The sequence below is a fragment of the Pseudomonas halotolerans genome, from assembly GCF_039581215.1.
GTDB classification, from domain to species: domain Bacteria; phylum Pseudomonadota; class Gammaproteobacteria; order Pseudomonadales; family Pseudomonadaceae; genus Aquipseudomonas; species Aquipseudomonas tehranensis.
In genome coordinates this window covers 26,551-45,251 of record NZ_JBCNTJ010000023.1, presented here as the reverse complement: position 1 = coordinate 45,251, position 18,701 = coordinate 26,551, and the positions used below count along the sequence as shown (strand labels likewise).

Genomic DNA, 18,701 nt, shown 5'->3' with positions numbered 1-18,701 from the left:
GACATTAGGAACCGACGGACTGCCAATAGAAGTCGGTTATTTGACCACCCCAGAGCAAGGCAATCCAGCCGGCAATGGCCAGATAGGGCCCGAAGGGGATTTGCGTCGATGTCGGTGCATCACGCAGGCGCAGCACAATGACCCCGATAACGGCGCCCACCAGCGATGACAACAGCAACGTCAGGGGCAGGATCTGCCAGCCGCCCCAGGCGCCCAGCATCGCCAGCAGCTTGAAATCCCCGTAGCCCATGCCTTCCTTGCCAGTGATCAGTTTGAACACCCAGAACACCGACCACAGCGCCAGATAGCCGGCCACGGCGCCCCACATCGCCTGATTCAAGGAGACGAACAACCCGAAGCTGTTGACGATCAAGCCCAGCCACAACAACGGCAGCACCAGGGTATCGGGCAACAACTGGTGCTCGGCATCGATCAGGCTCATGCCCAGCAGGCCCCAGGTCAGCACCATCACCATTGCGGCCTGCCAGCCAAAGCCGAAATACCAGGCGACGAACGCCGACAGGATGCCACAGGCCAACTCGGTCAGGGGATAACGCCGGCCGATGGGCGCGGCACAACTGGAGCAACGACCGCGCAATGCCAGGTAACTCAATAGCGGAATGTTTTCCCAGGCCCGGATGCGGTGGCCGCAGTGCGGGCACTGGGAGTGCGGCAGCATCAGGTTGTAGACCGGGCCGGGGGCTTCGGCGGGCAGGCCCAGCAAGTCATGGGCTTGCAGCCGCCATTCGCGCGAGAGCATCTTGGGCAGACGCCACACCAGGACGTTGAGGAAACTGCCGATGATCAGTCCGAGCAATAACGCGGCGAGCACAAAGGCCAGGGGATACAGCGCGAAAAACTCAGTCAGGGGCATGTCAGATCGCAGAGCCGAGTTGAAAGATGGGCAGGTACATGGCAACCACCAGGCCGCCGACGACCACCCCCAGGACCACCATGATGAACGGTTCCATCAGGCTGGTGAGATTGTCCACCAGATTGTCCACCTCGGCTTCATAAAAGCTCGCCACTTTGTCGAGCATGTCGTCCAGCGCGCCGGACTCCTCGCCGATGGCGGTCATCTGGATCGCCATGTTCGGGAATATGCCTGAAGCACGCATGGAAAAATTCAACTGCATGCCGGTCGAAACATCCTGCCGGATTCGTTGTACCGCACGTTTGAACACCACGTTGCCGGTGGCGCCTGATACTGAGTCCAAGGCTTCCACCAGCGGCACGCCGGCCGCGAATGTCGTGGACAGGGTCCGGGCGTAGCGGGCCACGGCGGATTTGTACATCAGGGTGCCGATCAGCGGCAGTTTGAGCAGCCACTTATCGCGCCAGTCACGCAAGCCCTGGGAGCGCTTGAGTGCATGTTTGACACCGAAGAACGCAGCTACCGCGCCACCCAGCAGCATCCACCACCACTGCTGCATGAACTCCGACAGGCCGATGACCATCACTGTGAAGGCCGGCAGTTGGGCGCCGAACCCGGAGAATACCGATTCAAACTGCGGCACCACCTTGACCAGCAGAATCCCCGTGACCACGGCGGCGACGAGCACCACGGCGGCCGGGTAGGTCATGGCCTTCTTGATCTTGGCCTTGAGCGCTTCGCTTTTTTCCTTGTAGGTCGCGACGCGCTCCAGCAGCGTATCCAGGGCGCCGGCCTGTTCACCGGCGTCCACCAGGTTGCAGTACAGTTCGTCGAAGTATTGCGGGCTCTTGCGCAACGACGCGGCGAAGCTGTTGCCGGCGGCGACTTCCTGTTTCACCTCGTCCACCAGCTTGCGCATGTTGGCGTTGTCGAAGCCTTCGCCAATGATGTCGAACGCCTGCAACAAGGGCACGCCGGCCTTGAGCATGGTCGCCATCTGCCGGGTGAACAGGGCGATATCCAACGGCTTGATACGCTTGCCCTTGCTGAATATCGAGGTGGACTTCTTGCGTACCTTGCCCGGATTGATGCCCTGCTTGCGCAACTGGGCCTTGACCAGGGCCGGGCTCTGGCCGGTCAGCTCTCCGGTCATTTTTGCGCCCTTGCGGTCTTTGCCTTCCCACGCGTAGACGTCGGTTTTTATTGCCTTGACCGCCATGTTCAATCCTTGGTGACCCGGTTGATTTCTTCGAGGCTGGTGATGCCTTGCATCGCTTTGAGCAGTCCCGAGGCGCGCAGGTCATTAAAACCGTCCTTACGCATTTGCAGGTCGATTTCCAACGAGTTGCCCTCGGCCATGATCAGCCGTTGCAGCTCGGGCGTATTCCTCACCACTTCGTAAACCCCCACGCGCCCCTTGTAGCCGTTGTTGCACTGTTCGCAACCGACCGGCTCATAGATCGTGAAGGCGCCGATGCGTTCCCGGGGGAAGCCTTCCTTGAGCAGGGTTTCTTCGGGAATCTCGATGGCCCTTTTGCAATGCGGGCACAACTTGCGCGCCAGCCGCTGGGCGATGATCAGGTGGACCGCCGTGGCGATGTTGAAGCCGGGAATACCCATGTTGTGCAGACGGATCAGGGTTTCGGCGGCGCTGTTGGTGTGCAGCGTGGAAAGCACCAGGTGACCGGTCTGCGCGGCCTTGATGGCGATTTCGGCGGTTTCCAGGTCGCGGATCTCGCCCACCATGATCACGTCCGGGTCCTGACGCAGGAACGAACGCAGGGCCTGGGCGAAATCCAGACCCTGGCGGGGATTCACGTTGACCTGGTTGATGCCCTCCATGTTGATTTCCACCGGGTCCTCAGCGGTGGAAATATTGATGTCCACGGTGTTGAGGATATTCAGCCCGGTATAGAGCGACACGGTTTTGCCAGAGCCGGTGGGCCCGGTGACCAGGATCAGCCCTTGCGGTTGTTTGAGAGCGGCCATGTACAACTCTTTCTGGTCCGGCTCGTAGCCCAGGGCATCGATGCCCATCTGCGCACTGGAGGGGTCGAGGATCCGGATCACCACTTTTTCGCCCCAGAGCGTGGGCAGGGTGTTGACCCGGAAGTCGATGGACTTGTTTTTTGACAGGCGCATTTTCAGGCGCCCGTCCTGGGGTTTGCGCCGCTCGGAAATATCGAGGCTGGCCATGACCTTCAGGCGCGCGGCGATGCGGGTGGCCAGTTGGATCGGCGGGCGGGCCACCTCTCGCAGCATGCCGTCGGTACGCACTCGCACCCGGTAGATTTTTTCATAGGGCTCAAAGTGCAGGTCAGAGGAGCCGCCTTTGATCGCGTCCAGCAGCATCTTGTTGACGAACCGCACCACCGGCGCGTCGTCGGTGTCCTGGCCGGCGATGGAGTCCTGCTTGTGATCATCGATCGACTCGATGTCCAGGCCGTCGAGGTCGACATCGCCCATGCCTTCCAGGCCAGTGCTGGAAGATTCGAAAAACTTTTCGATAGCGTCGCTGAGCTTGTCGTCCTCCACCAGGATGGCTTCGGTGGTCAGGCCGGTGCTGAACTGAATGTCATTGATGGCCTGGTGGTTGGTGGGGTCGGAGATGCCCACGAACAGTTTGTTGCCACGTCGCCACAGCGGCAGGGCGTGATGCTGGCGCACCAGTTTTTCGCTGACCAGGCCGCTGGGTTGGGTTTCCTTGTCCAGGCTGTTGAGGTCCAGCAGGGCCACGCCGAAATGCTCCGAGGCAATTTCCGCTACCTGGCGGCTCTGGACCAGTTTGTTCTGCACCAGGTAACTGACCAGGGGCATGCGACTGCTTTGGGCCTGTTGGTACGCCTGGTGCGCACTTTGCTCGGTGATCAGTTCGGCCAGTACCAATTGCTTGGCCAGACCGCTTAAGGCGATGTCATTCATGGGAATTCCAGACGCGGACAGTTCATGACTTATAGCCTAGTCAAGCATCCAGACCAAACCAGCGAGGCGCAGTGACAAAAAACGTCAGATAGTGCGGTTGTTGGGGTAGGACATAGCGGTGCTGCGGGTCGAAGTCCCCTGCCAGCGGGTGCGACAGGGTTGGCACATGCCATGCATTGGTCTCTACAAGTCATGAGATTCCACCTCATGCTATGGAGATATCTATGAATAAGCAGAAGGGCTTTACGCTGATCGAGTTGCTGATCGTTGTGGCGATCATCGGCATTCTGGCGACGTTTGCGTTGCCGCAGTATTCCAAATATCAAGCGCGGGCCAAGGCTACGGCGGGGCTGGCGGAAATTTCGGCACTGAAGGTGCCATATGAAGACGCCATGAATCAAGGGACCGATCCCTCGGAGGCTAATATGAACATTACGTCTCCTACCAGTAATTGCACCATTGCGATCACCGGTACCGCCGCAGCGGGAGCAGGTACCATCGTTTGTACCCTTGCGAACGCTCCTGCTGCCGTGGCAGGTAAGACGATCACTCTTTCTCGCACAGCTACCGGCGCTTGGACGTGCGTTTCTAACGCTGACCAAGAATACTTGCCGGCCGGTTGTACGGGCGCTGCTGCCGCGGGTTGATAAAGTGGTTTGAGCCGACCCGACCCCGCTGCAAAACAGCGGGGTTTTTATTCGCCCGACCTGCCCGTAGCGAGTGATTGACAGGGGGCGGAATAAAAGCCCAACAATTCAGCGGTTTAGCGGACAGCCGAAAACCCGCAACTTGCATGTCCAAAATCAGCGGGCCATGCATTTTGCATGATTGTGAAAATTGCTGTTTCGCTTAACTGATTGATTTAAAACGAATTAATTCGCAGCGCAAAACTGGCACAGCCTTCGCACTACTCCTGTTAACCCTGCCGGGAAACACCTCCGGCAGTTTTTGAGAAAAACAGGAGTTACTCGTATGAAGAAGTTCGCTATCACTGCCGCAGCTGCCACCGCCCTGACTCTGACCATGGCTAGCGCTTTCGCCGAGACCACTCAAGCAACTCAGGCGCCAATGATGCTGGCTGCTGGTGAAGTGACAGAGGCTAAGGAAGACGTTTCTGATACCTGGATCACCACCAAGGTCAAAGCCGATCTGGTCACTGAAAAAGGCATCCCAGGTTCCGATATCAAGGTAGAAACCAATAAAGGCGTAGTGTCGCTGTCGTCGACTGCCGTCCTGAGCGACGCGCAAAAAGACACCGCCGTGGCGATCACCAAGAAAATCAAAGGCGTTAGAGACGTTTCGGCTGATGGCCTGAAATCCGAGTAAGACTCAAGACTTCTCGCCTGGACCGGGAGAAGGCGCGGCAAGCGGGCTGAGACATACGTTTGCCGTTGCTTTGGAGTTCATGCGAAAGGCCACACGGACGTGGCCATTACAGGCCCCCGGCATTCGTGCCGGGGGCCTGTTCTATTGCGCGATGGAAAAGTATTCAGGGATCAGCCTGGGAAATCGGGTGCCCCTTTTCGCGAGCAAGCCCGCTCCCACAATGGATCGCATTCTTCCTCACGAAACTCGGTCCACTGTGGGAGCGGGCTTGCTCGCGAAGGCGGCAGGACATTCAACACACATGCCTGCCGATTGTGCAGTGGCCCGCTCAGCGCCCCCGCTTGCTGGTGATCTGCACCAACCGGTTACCTTTGAAACGCAAATACTGGTACATGCCGTTGTTGGGGCCGTAGGTCCATTCTTCCACCGGGTATTCTTCCCGGCGATTGACGCTGCGCTCGTAGCCCAAGTCATCCCGCGCCGCGGGTTGCCCGCATTTTTGCAGCACTTCTCCGGAACGGTCACCGACGCTGATCAACTGGCTGCCACAACGCAATGTATCGGCCGCTGACGCCTGGCCGCTGGCAAGTAGCAAGACCAGACTCAGTCCATACAGACGTTTCATCTTATTCGGCATCCAGATGCATGGGGGTGATCACGCGCCCGTCGCTTTCGGCCTGAGCGAGGCTGGCGTCGATGAAATACACGCGGTCATCGGCCAATTGCCCTTTGTCCACCAGGAAGTCCTTGATGCTGCTGGCGCGCTCCTGTCCCAGTTGACGCAACAACACTTCGTTGCCACTCCAGAACTTAATCACGCCTTCGCGCAGTTTTTCCGTGCGTGCCTTTTTATCCAGTTGCGTCCATTCCGCCGGTGGCTGGGTCTTGAGACGGGTGCGATAGATGCCTTCGAGCAGCGGGGCCTTTTCATCCTCGGGCACCTCCAGCAGCGAGGCCTTGGCCGGGACTTTGTCGCCCCGGCGCTGCAGCATCTTGTAGTAGTTGTACTGGTATTCACGTTCCAGACGCTGGGCGGCGAGCAGCGGACCGTCGCTGCTTTGGGCGGCGGTGCCTTCGATCTCCAGGCGTAGCTCAGGACGTTTGCCGAGGGCCTCGGACAACTTGAGCAGCGTGCCTTCGTTTTCCGGGTTCAGTTCGCTTGAGCCCGGGGCAAATGACACGCTGCCCAAGTCTTGCGAGCTGCCACCGGCCACCAGCCCACCGATGAGTTTGAATGGCGCCTGGGCGGCCCGTACTACCAGATTACGCAGGGTTTGCCAGACAATCGGCATCACGCTGAATTGCGGGTCATTGAGGTCGCCGGAAACCGGCAGCTCGATGGAAATCCTGCCTTCGGAGTCCTTCAGCAGCGCGACGGCCAGTTTGAGCGGCAGGCTCACGGCGTCCGGGCTGTCGACCTTTTCCCCCAACTGCAGTTGCTCGACCACCACTTTGTTGTCGGCCTGCAACTGGCCTTTGGTGATCCGGTAATGCAGGTCGAGGTTGAGTCGGCCCTTGCGGATGCGATAGCCAGCGAATTTGCCGGAATAGGGCGTCAGGGTCGTCAGTTCGACCCGCTTGAAGCTGGTGGCGATGTCGAGGCTGGCCATCGGGTCGAAGGGATTGACCGCGCCCTTGATGGTGACAGGCGCGTAGCGGTCGACCTTGCCGTTGATGTCCACGGTGGCCGGCTTGGCCTGGCGGCTGTCGATGGTGCCGATCTGACCGTTGAGCTGCTGGATGGCCGTGGCGAAGTTTGGTGTCAGGCTGAAGTCGGCGAAATTGGCCGAGCCGTCGTTGATGGCAATGCCGCCGACGTGGATGCCCAGCGGTTTGTCCTGGGAGGCCGGTTTTGCCGGGCTGTTGTTCGTACCACTGTCGGCCGGTTGTGGGATCAGCAGGTCATCGACGTTGGTGGTACGGTCTCGGTTGATCATGAATCGCGCGTAAGGCTGGTACAGGTTGACCTTGTCGATCGACAGGCTATCGCCGTGCTGATAGTTGAGCCCTTCGAGCACCAACTGTTTCCATTTGATGAAGTCCCGGGTCCTGAGGGTATCGAGGGTGTGCAGTTGGTCGACCTGGGCGCGACCGGTGACGGCGAATGCCAGCGGCTCGGTGCTCTTGAGGTCCACCGCCAGGTCGCTGCCGAGCATCCCGGAGCGCAGTTCCAGGCGAATGAACGGGTTGATGTACGCCTGGGCGACCCGCAAGTCGATGTCCTGGGTCTTGACCTTGAGCCGGGCGGTGACCGGGTTCAGGTTGACCTCGCCGTCCGCCAGGATCTTGCCCTGTTTGCCCACTCCGGTATCCAGCTTGAGGGTAAAGGGTGAACCGTTGAGGGTGTCGTAGTTCTGCAGGTCGAGGTTCAGCGGGCCCAGGTCCAGGGCCACGGCAGGTTGCGCCTGACGATCGGCCAGGTGCACCTGGTAATTGCGCAGTTGCACGTCCTTCAACAGCACCTGCCAGGGTTTGCTCGGTGCCTGGGGTTCAGGCTCGGGCGAATCGGCGGCTGCCGGGGCCGATGCCGGTTCGACCTTGACCTGCGGTTTAGCCGGCTGACTGGCGAAGAGTTTTTGCCAGTCCAGTTGCCCATCCGCCTCGCGCGCGGCCCAGGTTTCCAGCTTCTGGCTGCGGATTTTGCCGACGATGACGTGTTGCTTGGCCAGGTCGACGGTGGTTTCACTCACATCCAGGCGTTCGAGTTTTGCCAATGGGCGGCCATCCGGCGCCTTGATGGAGAAGGGGGCCACGCTGACGGCCACGTTGTTGAGCAGCAGTTCGGTGCCCTTGGCGAGGTTGAGCTTGTAGTCGGTACTCAGGTTCAGCACGCCGTTTTCCAGCACCAGCGGTACCGCGTCGCGTACATAAGGCCACCAGACTTTCATCTGGCCGTCGGTAACTTTGATCTTGCCCTCGGAGGCGATCGGGGTGAGGCTGAAGTTGCCGGTCCAGTCGACCCGGCCGCCTTGAGGGCTGACGGCCACCAGGGTCATGTCGGCGTTGTCGTCGGGCAATGTACTGAGGTTCTTGAGCTCGAAATCAAGGGTGTCGTAGAGAAATTCGATGGGTTCGCTGGGACGCAGGTCCTGAAAATGCAGGTAACCGCCGGCCAGTTTGATTCGGTCGATCCGCAGGGGAAACGGCTTGGCGTCGGGGTCGGCAGGGGTGGGTTCGCTGGCCGGCAGCTTGAACAGGCCCAGCAGGTTCAATTGACCGTCCTTGGCGAACATGATCTCGGTCTTGGGCTTGTCCAGCTCGATATCGGTCAGGTGCAGGGCGCCGGACCAGAGGCTGTCGAGCTGCAGGTTGGTGTACAGCCGCTCGAAGGCGACCTGCTCCTTGCCCGGTTCCCCGACATTCAGGCCCCAAAGCGTGACTTCGAGGCTGAAGGGATTGAGCTCGATACGCTGAATCCGGGCTGGCACCGTGGCATGGTCGGCCAGTTGTTGATTGGCGATCCGCAAGGCGACACCGGGCAATATCAGAAAACCCAGCAGGCTGTAGAGGGCCAGTGCGGTCAACAGGGCGCCGAAAGCGCGAATCAATCCTTTGGGCATGTGCGGCTTCATCTGGTGTGAATTCGGAGTGCCTTGGAGTATGGCATGCGTTTACGGTTCCGAAGCCATTGTGATTTATCAGATTTGTCCGTTTTCGGCGTAGGAGTTGGACCGCTGGTTCAGAGCTGAAGGATCAACGTCTTGAGTGGCGGCTGTTGGTCCAGCGAGGGAAAGTCGCTGCCGGGTGTCAGTGTTTTCCATTCGCGCACCGGGCGACCGGCCTTTTCCGCGCAGCGCAGCACTTGCTCGCGCCAGTCGTCCATGGAGACTTTTGCCAGGTTGTTGCAGCAGATCAGCACGCCATTTTCAGCGGTGGTAAGCAGCGCCGGCTTGAGCAGGCTCTGGTAATCGCGCAACAGGTCGACCGTGCCGAAAGCGCTCTTGGCCCAGGCGGGCGGGTCGAGCAGCACCAGGTCGTACTGGCGTTGCTCCAGGCGCACATAACTGGGCAGTTTCTGCCCACGTCGCTGACTGATGGGCAGGCCGGCCAGTTGGCGAATGGCCGGGAAATAGTCCGATTGCACGAAATCCATGGGCGGCAGATCAGGGTTGAGCAAGCCGTTCTCGCGACCCACCGCCAGGTTGCCTTCGGCAAAGTCCAGGTTACACACCTCCCGCGCACCACCGGCCGCGGCGCTCAGGCCCACGCCGCAGGTGTAGGCGAACAGGTTCAGCACGCTTTTGTGACGGCTGTGTTCCTTGACCCAGCCCCGGGCGTTGCGCAGGTCGAGAAAGAGCAATGGATCCTGCCCGGCATGGCGCCCGCGCACGCGGTAGTTCAAGCCCCATTCATGGCCGACAAGGTCTTGCACGGCAGCTTCGTCTGCTTGGTAAACGGTGTCTTGGCGGTCGATGCGCGAATTGCCCCGGGCGCGATCGTTGTAGACCAGCAGGGTGTTCAGGCCCAGGTACTCGTTGACGATACCGTGCAGTTGCAGCAAGGCATCGCGTTCCAGCGACTGATGGAAACTCTGCACCAGCAATTGTGGGCCGTAGCGGTCGACCGTCAGGCCGGGGGCGCCTTCCTGGCTGCCATGGAACAGGCGATAGCAATCGGTGCCTTGCTGGTGCAATTGGCCGAGCAGGTCCTGACGCTGATCGAGGGCGGCGCGCAGCGCCTGATTCAAGGAAGACATGCCGGGCGCGCCTTAGAGAAATGAGGCGCGGGAGTTTAGCAGTTATGCATACTCGGGTTGGGATTGCATACGGATCTGAAGCCGGGCACCGACCTGTGGCGAGGGATGTACTGTAGGAGCTGCCGAAGGCTGCGATCTTTATCTTTCACTTGAGATTCAAGTGTAAGAACAAGATCGCAGCCTTCGGCAGCTCCTACAGGTCCAGCGCAAGCAAGCTCCCTCGCCACAGACTCTTGTGCTGCTGGCTCAGCGATTGAGCCGCTTATCGATCAGCCCCTCCACCACGCTCGGATCGGCCAGGGTCGAGGTGTCGCCGAGGCTGTCGAGCTCGTTGCAGGCAATTTTGCGCAGGATGCGCCGCATGATCTTGCCCGAGCGAGTCTTGGGCAGTGCCGGCGCCCACTGGATCAGTTCCGGTTTGGCGAAGCTGCCGATCTCCTTGCTGACGTGGTCCAGCAGTTCCTTTTTCAACGCGTCGTTGGCCTCGATGCCGTCCATCGGCGTGACGAAAGCGTAGATGCCCTGGCCTTTGAGGTCATGGGGGTAACCGACCACTGCTGCTTCGGCGATGTTGTCGTGTAGCACCAAGGCACTTTCTATTTCGGCAGTGCCGATGCGGTGCCCGGAGACGTTGATCACATCGTCGATGCGCCCGGTGATCCAGTAATCGCCATCTTCGTCTCGACGGGCGCCGTCGCCGGTGAAGTAATAGCCTGGGTAGGGCTTGAAGTAGGTGTCGACCATGCGTTGATGATCGCCATACACGCTGCGAATCTGCCCCGGCCAGCTTGCCTTGATCGCCAGCACACCGCTGCCGGCACCATTGATTTGCTTGCCCGTTTCATCCAGCAATACCGGTTGCACGCCGAACATCGGTCGGGTGGCGCAGCCCGGCTTGAGCCGCGGTGCACTCACCAGCGGGCTGAGCATGATGCCGCCGGTTTCGGTCTGCCACCAGGTGTCGACAATCGGGCAGCGCTGTTCGCCCACCACGTTGAAGTACCATTCCCACGCCTCTGGATTGATCGGCTCACCGACGCTGCCGAGTAATCGCAGGCTTTTGCGCGACGTTTCCTGCAGCGGCCTGGCCCCTTCACGCATCAGCGCCCGTAGGGCGGTCGGGGCCGTGTAGAAAATATTGACTTGATGCTTGTCGATCACCTGCCAGAAACGCGAACTGCTGGGGTAGCTGGGCACGCCTTCGAAGATCAGCGTGGTGGCGCCGTTGGCCAACGGTCCGTAGACGATATAGCTGTGGCCGGTGACCCAGCCGACATCGGCGGTACACCAGAACACTTCGTTGTCGCGGTAGTCCAGTACGTACTTGAATGTCATCGCCGCTTGCAGCAGATAACCGCCGGTGGTGTGCAGCACACCTTTGGGTTTGCCGGTACTGCCGGAGGTGTAGAGGATGAACAGCGGGTCCTCGGCGTCCATCGGTTCCGGCGGGCAATCGTCGCTCATGTCATGCATGGCCTGGTGGTACCAAAGGTCGCGGCCTTCGACCCAGGCCACTTCGCCCTGAGTGCGCTCGACCACCAGCACGGTGCTGACGTTGGGGCAACTTGCCAGGGCCTTATCGACATTGCGCTTGAGCGGTATGAATCGTCCGCCGCGCACGCCTTCGTCGGCCGTGATCACGGTGCGGCAATCGGCGTCGAGAATCCGGTCGCGCAGCGAATCCGGCGAAAAGCCGCCGAACACGACCGAATGCACGGCGCCAATGCGGGTGCAGGCAAGCATGGCGTAGGCCGCCTCCGGGATCATCGGCATGTAGATGCAGACGCGGTCGCCTTTCTTCACGCCGCGGCTTTTCAGCACGTTGGCCAGGCGGCAAACATGGTGATGAAGTTTTCTGTAGGTGATTTCTGCCGATTCGGCGGGGTTGTCGCCTTCCCAGATGATCGCTGTCTGGTCGCCACGTGTATCCAGATGGCGGTCGATGCAATTGGCGCTGACATTCAGTTGGCCCCCGGCGAACCAGGTGGCGTCGCCGATCTTGAGGTCATAGCGCTGGACGGTCTGCCAAGGCGTCATCCAGTCAAGAAAGCGCGTGGCTTGCTCGGCCCAGAAAGCGCTGGGGTGTTCGATGGATTCTTTGTAGAGCCGCGTGTACTCGTCCTGACTCAGTTGCGCAGCCCGGCGGACGGCATCGGCTTGGGGGTACTGGCTGATATCGAACATGACGGTTCCTTATTCTTGTTTTTGCGACAAGTCATAAAGATGCGCCCTGTGAATATCGAGTTCAAGTTGTACATGGAACCAGTGTGGGAGCGGGGCTTGCTCGCGAAGGCGCAATGTCTGTCACTTCAATATTGAATGTGCCGACGCTTTCGCGAGCAAGCCCGCTCCCACAGGGTAGTGCAACCGCAAGATCAGCCGCGATGACGCCCGCGGAAGTAGTTGATCAAACCCTGGGTGGAAGGGTCTTCGGCCGCGCTTTCTTCGCTGCCTACCAGACGGTTGTAAACGCCCTTGCCCAATTCCTTGCCCAGCTCCACGCCCCATTGGTCGAAAGCGTTGATGCCCCAGACCACGCTTTGCACGAACACTTTATGTTCATACAGCGCTACCAATGCGCCAAGGCGACGTGGGCTGATGCGTTCGACCACCAGGGTGTTGCTCGGACGGTTGCCCGGGATCACCTTGTGGGAGGCCAGTTTCTGTACGTCTTCTTCACTCGCGCCTTTGTCACGCAGTTCCGCTTCGGCTTCGGCGCGGGTCTTGCCCAGCATCAGCGCCTGGCTCTGGGACAGGCAGTTGGCGTACAGCCACTGGTGGTGATCGGACACCGGGTTGAAGCTGACGATCGGCACGATGAAGTCCGCCGGGATCAACTGGGTGCCCTGATGCAGCAACTGGTGGTAGGCGTGCTGACCATTGCAACCGACGCCGCCCCAGATCACAGGCCCGGTGTCGGTCGACACCGGCGTGCCGTCCTGGCGCACGCTCTTGCCGTTGGATTCCATGTCCAGTTGCTGCAAGTGCTTGGTGATGTTGCGCAGGTAGTGGTCGTACGGCAGGATCGCGTGGCTTTGCGCGCCCCAGAAGTTGCCGTACCACACGCCCAGCAGCGCCAGCAGCACCGGCATGTTCTGTTCGAACGGCGCGCTCTGGAAGTGCTGGTCCATGGAATAGGCGCCGGAGAGCAATTCCTTGAAGTTCGACATGCCGATGGCCAGGGCGATCGGCAAACCGATGGCCGACCACAGCGAGTAGCGCCCGCCGACCCAATCCCACATCGGGAAGATGTTTTCTTCGCGGATGCCGAAGGCCACGGCGGCGGCGTTATTACTCGACACGGCGATGAAGTGGCGGTACAGCTCCGCTTCGGAACCGCCCTGGGCCAGGTACCAGGCACGGGCAGCCTGGGCGTTCTTCAGGGTTTCGAGGGTGTTGAAGGATTTCGACGAGACGATGAACAGCGTGGTCTCGGCGCGCAACTTCATGGTCAGCTCATGGAACTCGCTGCCGTCGATGTTCGCCAGGTAGTGACAGCGCACGCCTTTTTGCGCGTAAGACAGCAGCGCTTCGGAGACCAGTTCCGGGCCGAGGAAAGAGCCACCGATGCCGATGTTCACCACGTCGGTAATCGGTTTCTCGGTATAGCCGCGCCACAGGCCGTCATGGATGCGGCCCACCAGATCGGTGATCTGGTTCAGCACCTTGTGCACGTCGGGCATCACGTCGACGCCGCTCACCAGCAATTTATCGCCCACCGGCCGGCGCAGCGCGGTGTGCAGGGCCGGGCGATTTTCGGAGGCATTGACGATTTCGCCTTCGAACAGCGCCTGGATCGCCCCCTTGAGGTCGACTTCATTGGCCAGGCACACCAGCAGGTCACGGGTCTGGGCGTTGATCAGGTTTTTTGAGTAGTCGAGAAACAGGCCGCAGCTCGACAGGGTGAATTGATTGAAACGCTGCGGATCGGCATGGAACGCTTCGCGCATGCTGAAATCCTGCATGGCTTTGCGGTGGTCATTCAGCGCTTGCCAGGCAGGCAGAGCGGTCACGTCATGAGGGGTTCGGTAGTACGCCATCGCTGCGGGTTTCCTTTTTACTTGAACGACCTTTTGTACACTAAAAATTCCGGCATGGCCTCAGGTGGGCGGCCGGACAACTGCGTCGACACGATCTATGGGCACAGGGCGACTACAGTAAACCTCGCGTTGCGATCTGTCTTGGCTTTGTCAGACCGTTTCCCGGTACTTTTTTATACAACAGGGGCGGGATTGGTCCGACAGACGGAAGTGCGGCGAGGTTAGTCGAAGAGGTGCTTTCGCTGTGGGAGCGGGCTTGCTCGCGAAGGCGGAGTGTCAGTCACATCAATATTGAATGTACCGACGCTTTCGCGAGCAAGCCCGCTCCCACAGGGATTTATCAGATTGATCAGGCGAGCTGCACCGGGATGGCATTGCTGGTGTGGCTCAGTTCGTTGCCTGGAGCCATGTACAACATGCGGGGCTTGAAGTTGACCAGTTCGGCTTCGCTGTAATGGGCGTAGGCGCAGATGATCACCCGATCACCCACCTTGGCCTTGTGCGCCGCAGCGCCGTTGACCGAAATCATTCGCGAGCCTTCTTCGCCACGGATCGCGTAGGTGGTGAAGCGTTCACCGTTGTCGACGTTGTAGATCTGGATCTGTTCGTATTCGCCGATACCCGACAGGTCCAGCCACTCACCATCAATGGCGCAGGAGCCTTCATAGTCGAGCACGGCGTGAGTGACTTCGGCGCGGTGCAGCTTGGCCTTGAGCATGATGGCGTGCATGAATGTTTCCTCTGGTCGGGTCCGAACGGCGGGCAGTTTGCCCGAAGGCTACTGAAGCGGCAATAACACTGCAGTACCCTTGTGGGAGCGGGCTTGCTCGCGAAGGCGTCGGCACATTCAACATCGATGTGACAGATACACCGCTTTCGCGAGCAAGCCCGCTCCCACAGGGTTTTGTGGTATTCAGGCGGGCGTGTCGAGGTCCAGGTGCAGGTTGTCGATCAACCGTGTGGTGCCCAGGAATGCAGCCACCAGTATCACCAGGTCACGGTCCTCGGCGGTGGCCGGACGCAAGGTTCGGGCATGGCGAACTTCCAGATAATCCGGGCGCAGTCCGGCGGTTTCCAGTTGCTTGATTTGCTCGGCCACCAGCGCCGGGAAATCCCGCCGCCCCAGCCTGATCGCCTCGGCAATCTGGCTCAGGCTGCGATAGACCACGGGCGCCACAGCGCGTTGTTCCGGGCTGAGGAAGCCGTTGCGCGACGACAGCGCCAGGCCGTCCTCGGCGCGAACGGTCGGCTCGCCGATGATCTGGATCGGCATGTTCAGGTCATGGACCAGCGCGCGGATCACCGCCAGTTGTTGGAAGTCCTTCTGGCCGAACACCGCAAGGTCGGGCTGGACCATATTGAACAGCTTGCTGACCACGGTCGCCACGCCCTCGAAATGCCCAGGACGGCTGGCGCCGCACAGGCCTTCAGACAATTGCGGGACACTGACACGGGTCTGCCCGGCCATGCCGTCGGGGTACATTTCTTCAACGGTCGGTGCGAACAGCAGATGGCAGCCGGCCTGGAGCAGCTTTTCCTGATCGGCGGCGAGGGTGCGTGGGTATTTGTCCAGGTCTTCGCCGGCGCCGAACTGCAGCGGGTTGACGAAAATGCTTGCCACCACAAAGTCGGCCCGCTGCGCCGCTTTGGTGACCAGCGCCATATGGCCGCTGTGCAGGTTGCCCATGGTCGGCACGAAAGCGATGCGTTTGCCTTCGCTGCGGGCGCGGGCCACGGCGGCCCGCAGTTCGCGTACGGTTTTGACGGTGTTCATGCAGAAAATCCGTGCTCGACGCCAGGGAAGGTCACCGCCTTGACTTCGGCAACATAGGCGCCCAGGGCGGCCTGGATGGTGGCTTGCCCGGTCATGAAGTTCTTCACGAACTTGGGCACGCGACCGGTGATCGACAAGCCGAGCATGTCGTGCAGCACCAGTACCTGGCCGTCGGTGGCGCTGCCGGCGCCGATGCCGATCACCGGGATCTTCACCGCCTGGGTGATTTCTTCTGCCAGTTCGCTGGGCACGCATTCGAGCAGTAACATCGCTGCGCCCGCCTGCTCCAGCGCGATCGCATCGGCGCGCATTTGACGTGCCTGGTTTTCACTGCGGCCCTGGACCTTGTAGCCACCGAGGATGTTCACCGCTTGGGGCGTCAAGCCCAGGTGTGCGCACACCGGGATGCCGCGTTCGGCCAGCAAGCGAATGGAATCGGCCAGCCACAACGCGCCTTCGATTTTCACCATGTGGGCGCCGGCCTGCATCAGGAGGGCGCTGTTGGTCATGGTCTGTTCGAGGGTGGCATAGGCCATGAATGGCAGGTCGGCGAGGATCAGGGCATCGGTGTTACCGCGTTTGACGGCGGCCACATGGTAGGCCATTTCGGCGGTGGTCACCGGCAGTGTGCTGTCGTGACCTTGCAGCACCATGCCGAGGGAATCGCCCACCAGCAGCACTTCGACACCGGCCTCGTTGCAGGCGTGGGCGAACGTTGCGTCATAGCAGGTCAGCATGGTGATTTTTTCACCTTTTTGCTTGAGACCTTGCAGCGTGGTCAGGGTAATAGCTGGCATGAAAAAGTCCTCATTAGGCGCTCGTGATCGACTGCGAGTAACGCGCATGATGGGTCATTTATACAGGCGCACCTTCTATGTGTGGTGCTTGTAAGGCCTGGATTGCGCCCTTTAGCGCCGCGTTGGCGGCAACGGGACGCCTATAGTCGTGAGGAGCACCCGGGAAGTCAATTGGATGTGTTACCGCCGGGTGTTACCGAGGTTACTGATGCGTTTCAGCTTGGGGGAGCGCCCCGGATGTGACTGTCCGGTACCGAAACCTGTGGGAGCGAGCTTGCTCGCGATGGCGGTGTGTCAGTCGCCCTGGATGCTGGATGTGCCGACGCTATCGCGAGCAAGCTCGCTCCCACAGGGGATGGTCTTCGTCAGTGGGAGGGCAGGCGTTCCAGGCCGACAAATGGGCACGCGGCAAGCAGGTCCTTGAGCAAGCGTCCGTCGGCCAGGCGCAGATCGGCGGGGGCGAGTTCGGCCAGTGGGTACAGGACAAAGGCCCGGGCCTGCATGTGGTAGTGGGGAACCTTGAGGCGGGGCTCGTCGATCAGGCGATCGCCGAACAGCAGGATGTCCAGGTCCAGGGTTCGTGGGCCCCAGCGCTCGAGACGTTCGCGGCCCTGGCCGGTTTCGATCGCTTGCAGTGCATCAAGCAGGTCCAGCGGCGTCAGGCGGCTGTCCAGCGCCGCCACCGCATTGGTATAACGTGGCTGGCCGGGCAGCAGGGAGTCGCTTTGGTAGAACGCTGATACGCCCGCCAGTTGTGTGTCGGGCAGTTGCGCCAGCGCCTGGATAGCGCTGCGCAATTGTTCGGCGGGCTCGGCGAGGTTGCTGCCCATGCCGATGTAGAGGCGCTCCATCGATTACTCGTCCGAGGCGCTCGGGACACCGGCACGTTTGCGCTTGGCGCCGCTGCTGCGACGACGCTTGCGCGGGCCGCTGGCGCCCTCGTCCTTGCCGCTGAGTTCGCGGATCATCTCGCGGCGCTCGCTGTCGTTGGCGTCCTGGTAATCGGTCCACCATTCACCCAGGCCATCGGTTTGTTCGCCGGCGCTTTCACGCAACAGCAGGAAGTCGTAGCCAGCCCGGAAACGCGGGTTGTCCAGCAGCAGGTCGGCACGTTTGCCGCTGCGCCGTGGCAGGCGTTCCTGCATGTCCCAGATTTCGCGGATCGGCATCGTGAAGCGTTTTGGAATCGCGATACGTTGGCACTGTTCGCTGATCAGCTCGTGGGCAGCTTCCTGCATGGCGGGGATCGGCGGCATGCCGCGCTCCTGCAGGCGCAGCACTCGGGCCGGGAGGGCCGGCCAGAGCAGTGCGGCAAACAGGAAGGCCGGGGTCACCGGTTTGTTCTGCTTGATACGCAGATCGGTGTTGATCAGCGCTTCGCTGATCAGGGTGTGGGTGTAGGTCGGGTTGTACTCCAGCGCTTCGGCGCTGGCCGGGAACAGCGGGTCGAACAGTTGCAGGTCCACCAGCATTTCAAAGGTGTCCGCCGCGTTGCCCGACAGAAACAGCTTGAGCACTTCCTCGAACAGGCGCGCCGACGGGATCTCCCGCAGCATCGGCGCCAGTTCGCGAATCGGTGTGGCACTGTGTTTTTCGATGCCGAAATCCAGTTTGGCGGCGAAACGCACGGCTCGCAGCATGCGCACCGGGTCTTCCTGGTAGCGCTGCTTGGGGTCGCCGATCAGGCGGATCAGGCGGTTACGGATGTCATGTACGCCATTGGCGTAGTCAAGGATGCGCTCGCTGACAGGGTCGTAATACAGGGCGTTGATGGTGAAGTCGCGGCGTTGTGCGTCTTCTTCCAGCGTGCCATAGACGTTATCGCGCAGGATGCGCCCGCTCTCGTTGCGTGAAGACTGGTTGCTGTCTTCTTCTTCATCGCTTTGGGGGTGGTTGGCGCGGAATGTTGCCACTTCGATGATTTCGCGGCCGAAGTGGATGTGGACCAGCTTGAAGCGCCGGCCAATGATCCGTGCGTTGCGAAACTCGGCCCGGATCTGTTCCGGCGTGGCGCTGGTGGCGACGTCGAAATCCTTGGGCGTGATGTTGAGCAGCATGTCACGCACGCACCCGCCCACCAGATAAGCCTGGTAACCGGCGTTCTGCAGGCGTTCGACGATGTTCACCGCGTAACGGCTGAACTGGGCCTTTTGCAACGAATGCTGGCCACTGTTGAGCACTTCAGGCGTGCTGCGAATGTGTTGCGTACGACGCAAGGGAGAACGGAATGACTGGAACAGCTTCTTCAGCATGGGATGCACTGTTTGAAGGA

Annotated in this window: 15 protein-coding genes; 2 read left to right on the top strand and 13 right to left on the bottom strand. The window is 60.6% G+C overall.

Annotated elements, in window-relative coordinates; genetic code table 11:
* Positions 1-4: 4 nt before the first annotated feature.
* The 3 genes from AAIS01_RS24270 to pilB are packed head-to-tail and all read right to left on the bottom strand — an operon-like array spanning position 5 to position 3,796.
* Positions 5-874 carry a prepilin peptidase gene (locus AAIS01_RS24270; RefSeq protein ID WP_107322952.1) on the bottom strand — a complete coding sequence of 290 codons (870 nt, stop codon included), beginning with the start codon at positions 872-874 and terminating at the stop codon, positions 5-7.
* A 1-nt stretch (position 875) separates the two neighbouring features.
* On the bottom strand, positions 876-2,093 hold the full coding sequence (locus AAIS01_RS24265; protein WP_343471043.1) for a type II secretion system F family protein: 1,218 nt from the start codon (positions 2,091-2,093) through the stop codon (positions 876-878).
* Between the two features lie 2 nt (positions 2,094-2,095).
* Positions 2,096-3,796, bottom strand: a complete 1,701-nt coding sequence (gene pilB, locus AAIS01_RS24260; protein WP_343471042.1) for a type IV-A pilus assembly ATPase PilB — start codon at positions 3,794-3,796, stop codon at positions 2,096-2,098.
* 224 nt (positions 3,797-4,020) lie between these two features.
* Between pilB and AAIS01_RS24255 the strand changes: the two genes are divergently transcribed.
* Positions 4,021-4,443 carry a pilin gene (locus AAIS01_RS24255; RefSeq protein ID WP_343471041.1) on the top strand — a complete coding sequence of 141 codons (423 nt, stop codon included), beginning with the start codon at positions 4,021-4,023 and terminating at the stop codon, positions 4,441-4,443.
* Between the two features lie 325 nt (positions 4,444-4,768).
* A complete protein-coding gene (locus AAIS01_RS24250; RefSeq protein WP_343471040.1) occupies positions 4,769-5,122 on the top strand; it encodes a BON domain-containing protein in 354 nt (117 codons plus the stop codon).
* 328 nt (positions 5,123-5,450) lie between these two features.
* Here AAIS01_RS24250 and AAIS01_RS24245 read toward each other — a convergent pair whose 3' ends face one another.
* The 10 genes from AAIS01_RS24245 to AAIS01_RS24195 form a co-directional block, all read right to left on the bottom strand.
* Positions 5,451-5,747 carry a DUF2845 domain-containing protein gene (locus tag AAIS01_RS24245; RefSeq protein ID WP_343471039.1) on the bottom strand — a complete coding sequence of 99 codons (297 nt, stop codon included), beginning with the start codon at positions 5,745-5,747 and terminating at the stop codon, positions 5,451-5,453.
* A gap of 1 nt (position 5,748) precedes the next feature.
* Positions 5,749-8,682 carry a DUF748 domain-containing protein gene (locus AAIS01_RS24240; protein WP_343471038.1) on the bottom strand — a complete coding sequence of 978 codons (2,934 nt, stop codon included), beginning with the start codon at positions 8,680-8,682 and terminating at the stop codon, positions 5,749-5,751.
* A 119-nt stretch (positions 8,683-8,801) separates the two neighbouring features.
* A complete protein-coding gene (locus AAIS01_RS24235; protein ID WP_343471037.1) occupies positions 8,802-9,818 on the bottom strand; it encodes a class I SAM-dependent rRNA methyltransferase in 1,017 nt (338 codons plus the stop codon).
* A gap of 246 nt (positions 9,819-10,064) precedes the next feature.
* Complete coding sequence (gene acs, locus AAIS01_RS24230) at positions 10,065-12,002, bottom strand: acetate--CoA ligase (protein ID WP_343471036.1); 1,938 nt, start codon at positions 12,000-12,002, stop codon at positions 10,065-10,067.
* 191 nt (positions 12,003-12,193) lie between these two features.
* Complete coding sequence (gene pgi, locus AAIS01_RS24225; RefSeq protein WP_343471035.1) at positions 12,194-13,858, bottom strand: glucose-6-phosphate isomerase; 1,665 nt, start codon at positions 13,856-13,858, stop codon at positions 12,194-12,196.
* Positions 13,859-14,207: 349 nt separating this feature from the next.
* Entirely contained in the window at positions 14,208-14,588 is a 381-nt protein-coding gene (panD, locus tag AAIS01_RS24220) for an aspartate 1-decarboxylase (protein WP_092403019.1), read from the bottom strand.
* A gap of 183 nt (positions 14,589-14,771) precedes the next feature.
* Positions 14,772-15,632, bottom strand: a complete 861-nt coding sequence (panC, locus tag AAIS01_RS24215; RefSeq protein WP_343471034.1) for a pantoate--beta-alanine ligase — start codon at positions 15,630-15,632, stop codon at positions 14,772-14,774.
* Complete coding sequence (panB, locus tag AAIS01_RS24210; RefSeq protein ID WP_343471033.1) at positions 15,629-16,429, bottom strand: 3-methyl-2-oxobutanoate hydroxymethyltransferase; 801 nt, start codon at positions 16,427-16,429, stop codon at positions 15,629-15,631. The genes panC and panB overlap by 4 nt, the downstream gene beginning before the upstream one ends.
* Before the next feature lie 365 nt (positions 16,430-16,794).
* Positions 16,795-17,280 carry a 2-amino-4-hydroxy-6-hydroxymethyldihydropteridine diphosphokinase gene (gene folK / locus AAIS01_RS24200; RefSeq protein ID WP_343471032.1) on the bottom strand — a complete coding sequence of 162 codons (486 nt, stop codon included), beginning with the start codon at positions 17,278-17,280 and terminating at the stop codon, positions 16,795-16,797.
* Between the two features lie 3 nt (positions 17,281-17,283).
* The gene (locus AAIS01_RS24195; RefSeq protein WP_214918165.1) at positions 17,284-18,681 is read right to left on the bottom strand and encodes a polynucleotide adenylyltransferase PcnB; all 1,398 of its coding nucleotides are present in this window, start codon (positions 18,679-18,681) and stop codon (positions 17,284-17,286) included.
* Between the last annotated feature and the right edge of the window lie 20 nt (positions 18,682-18,701).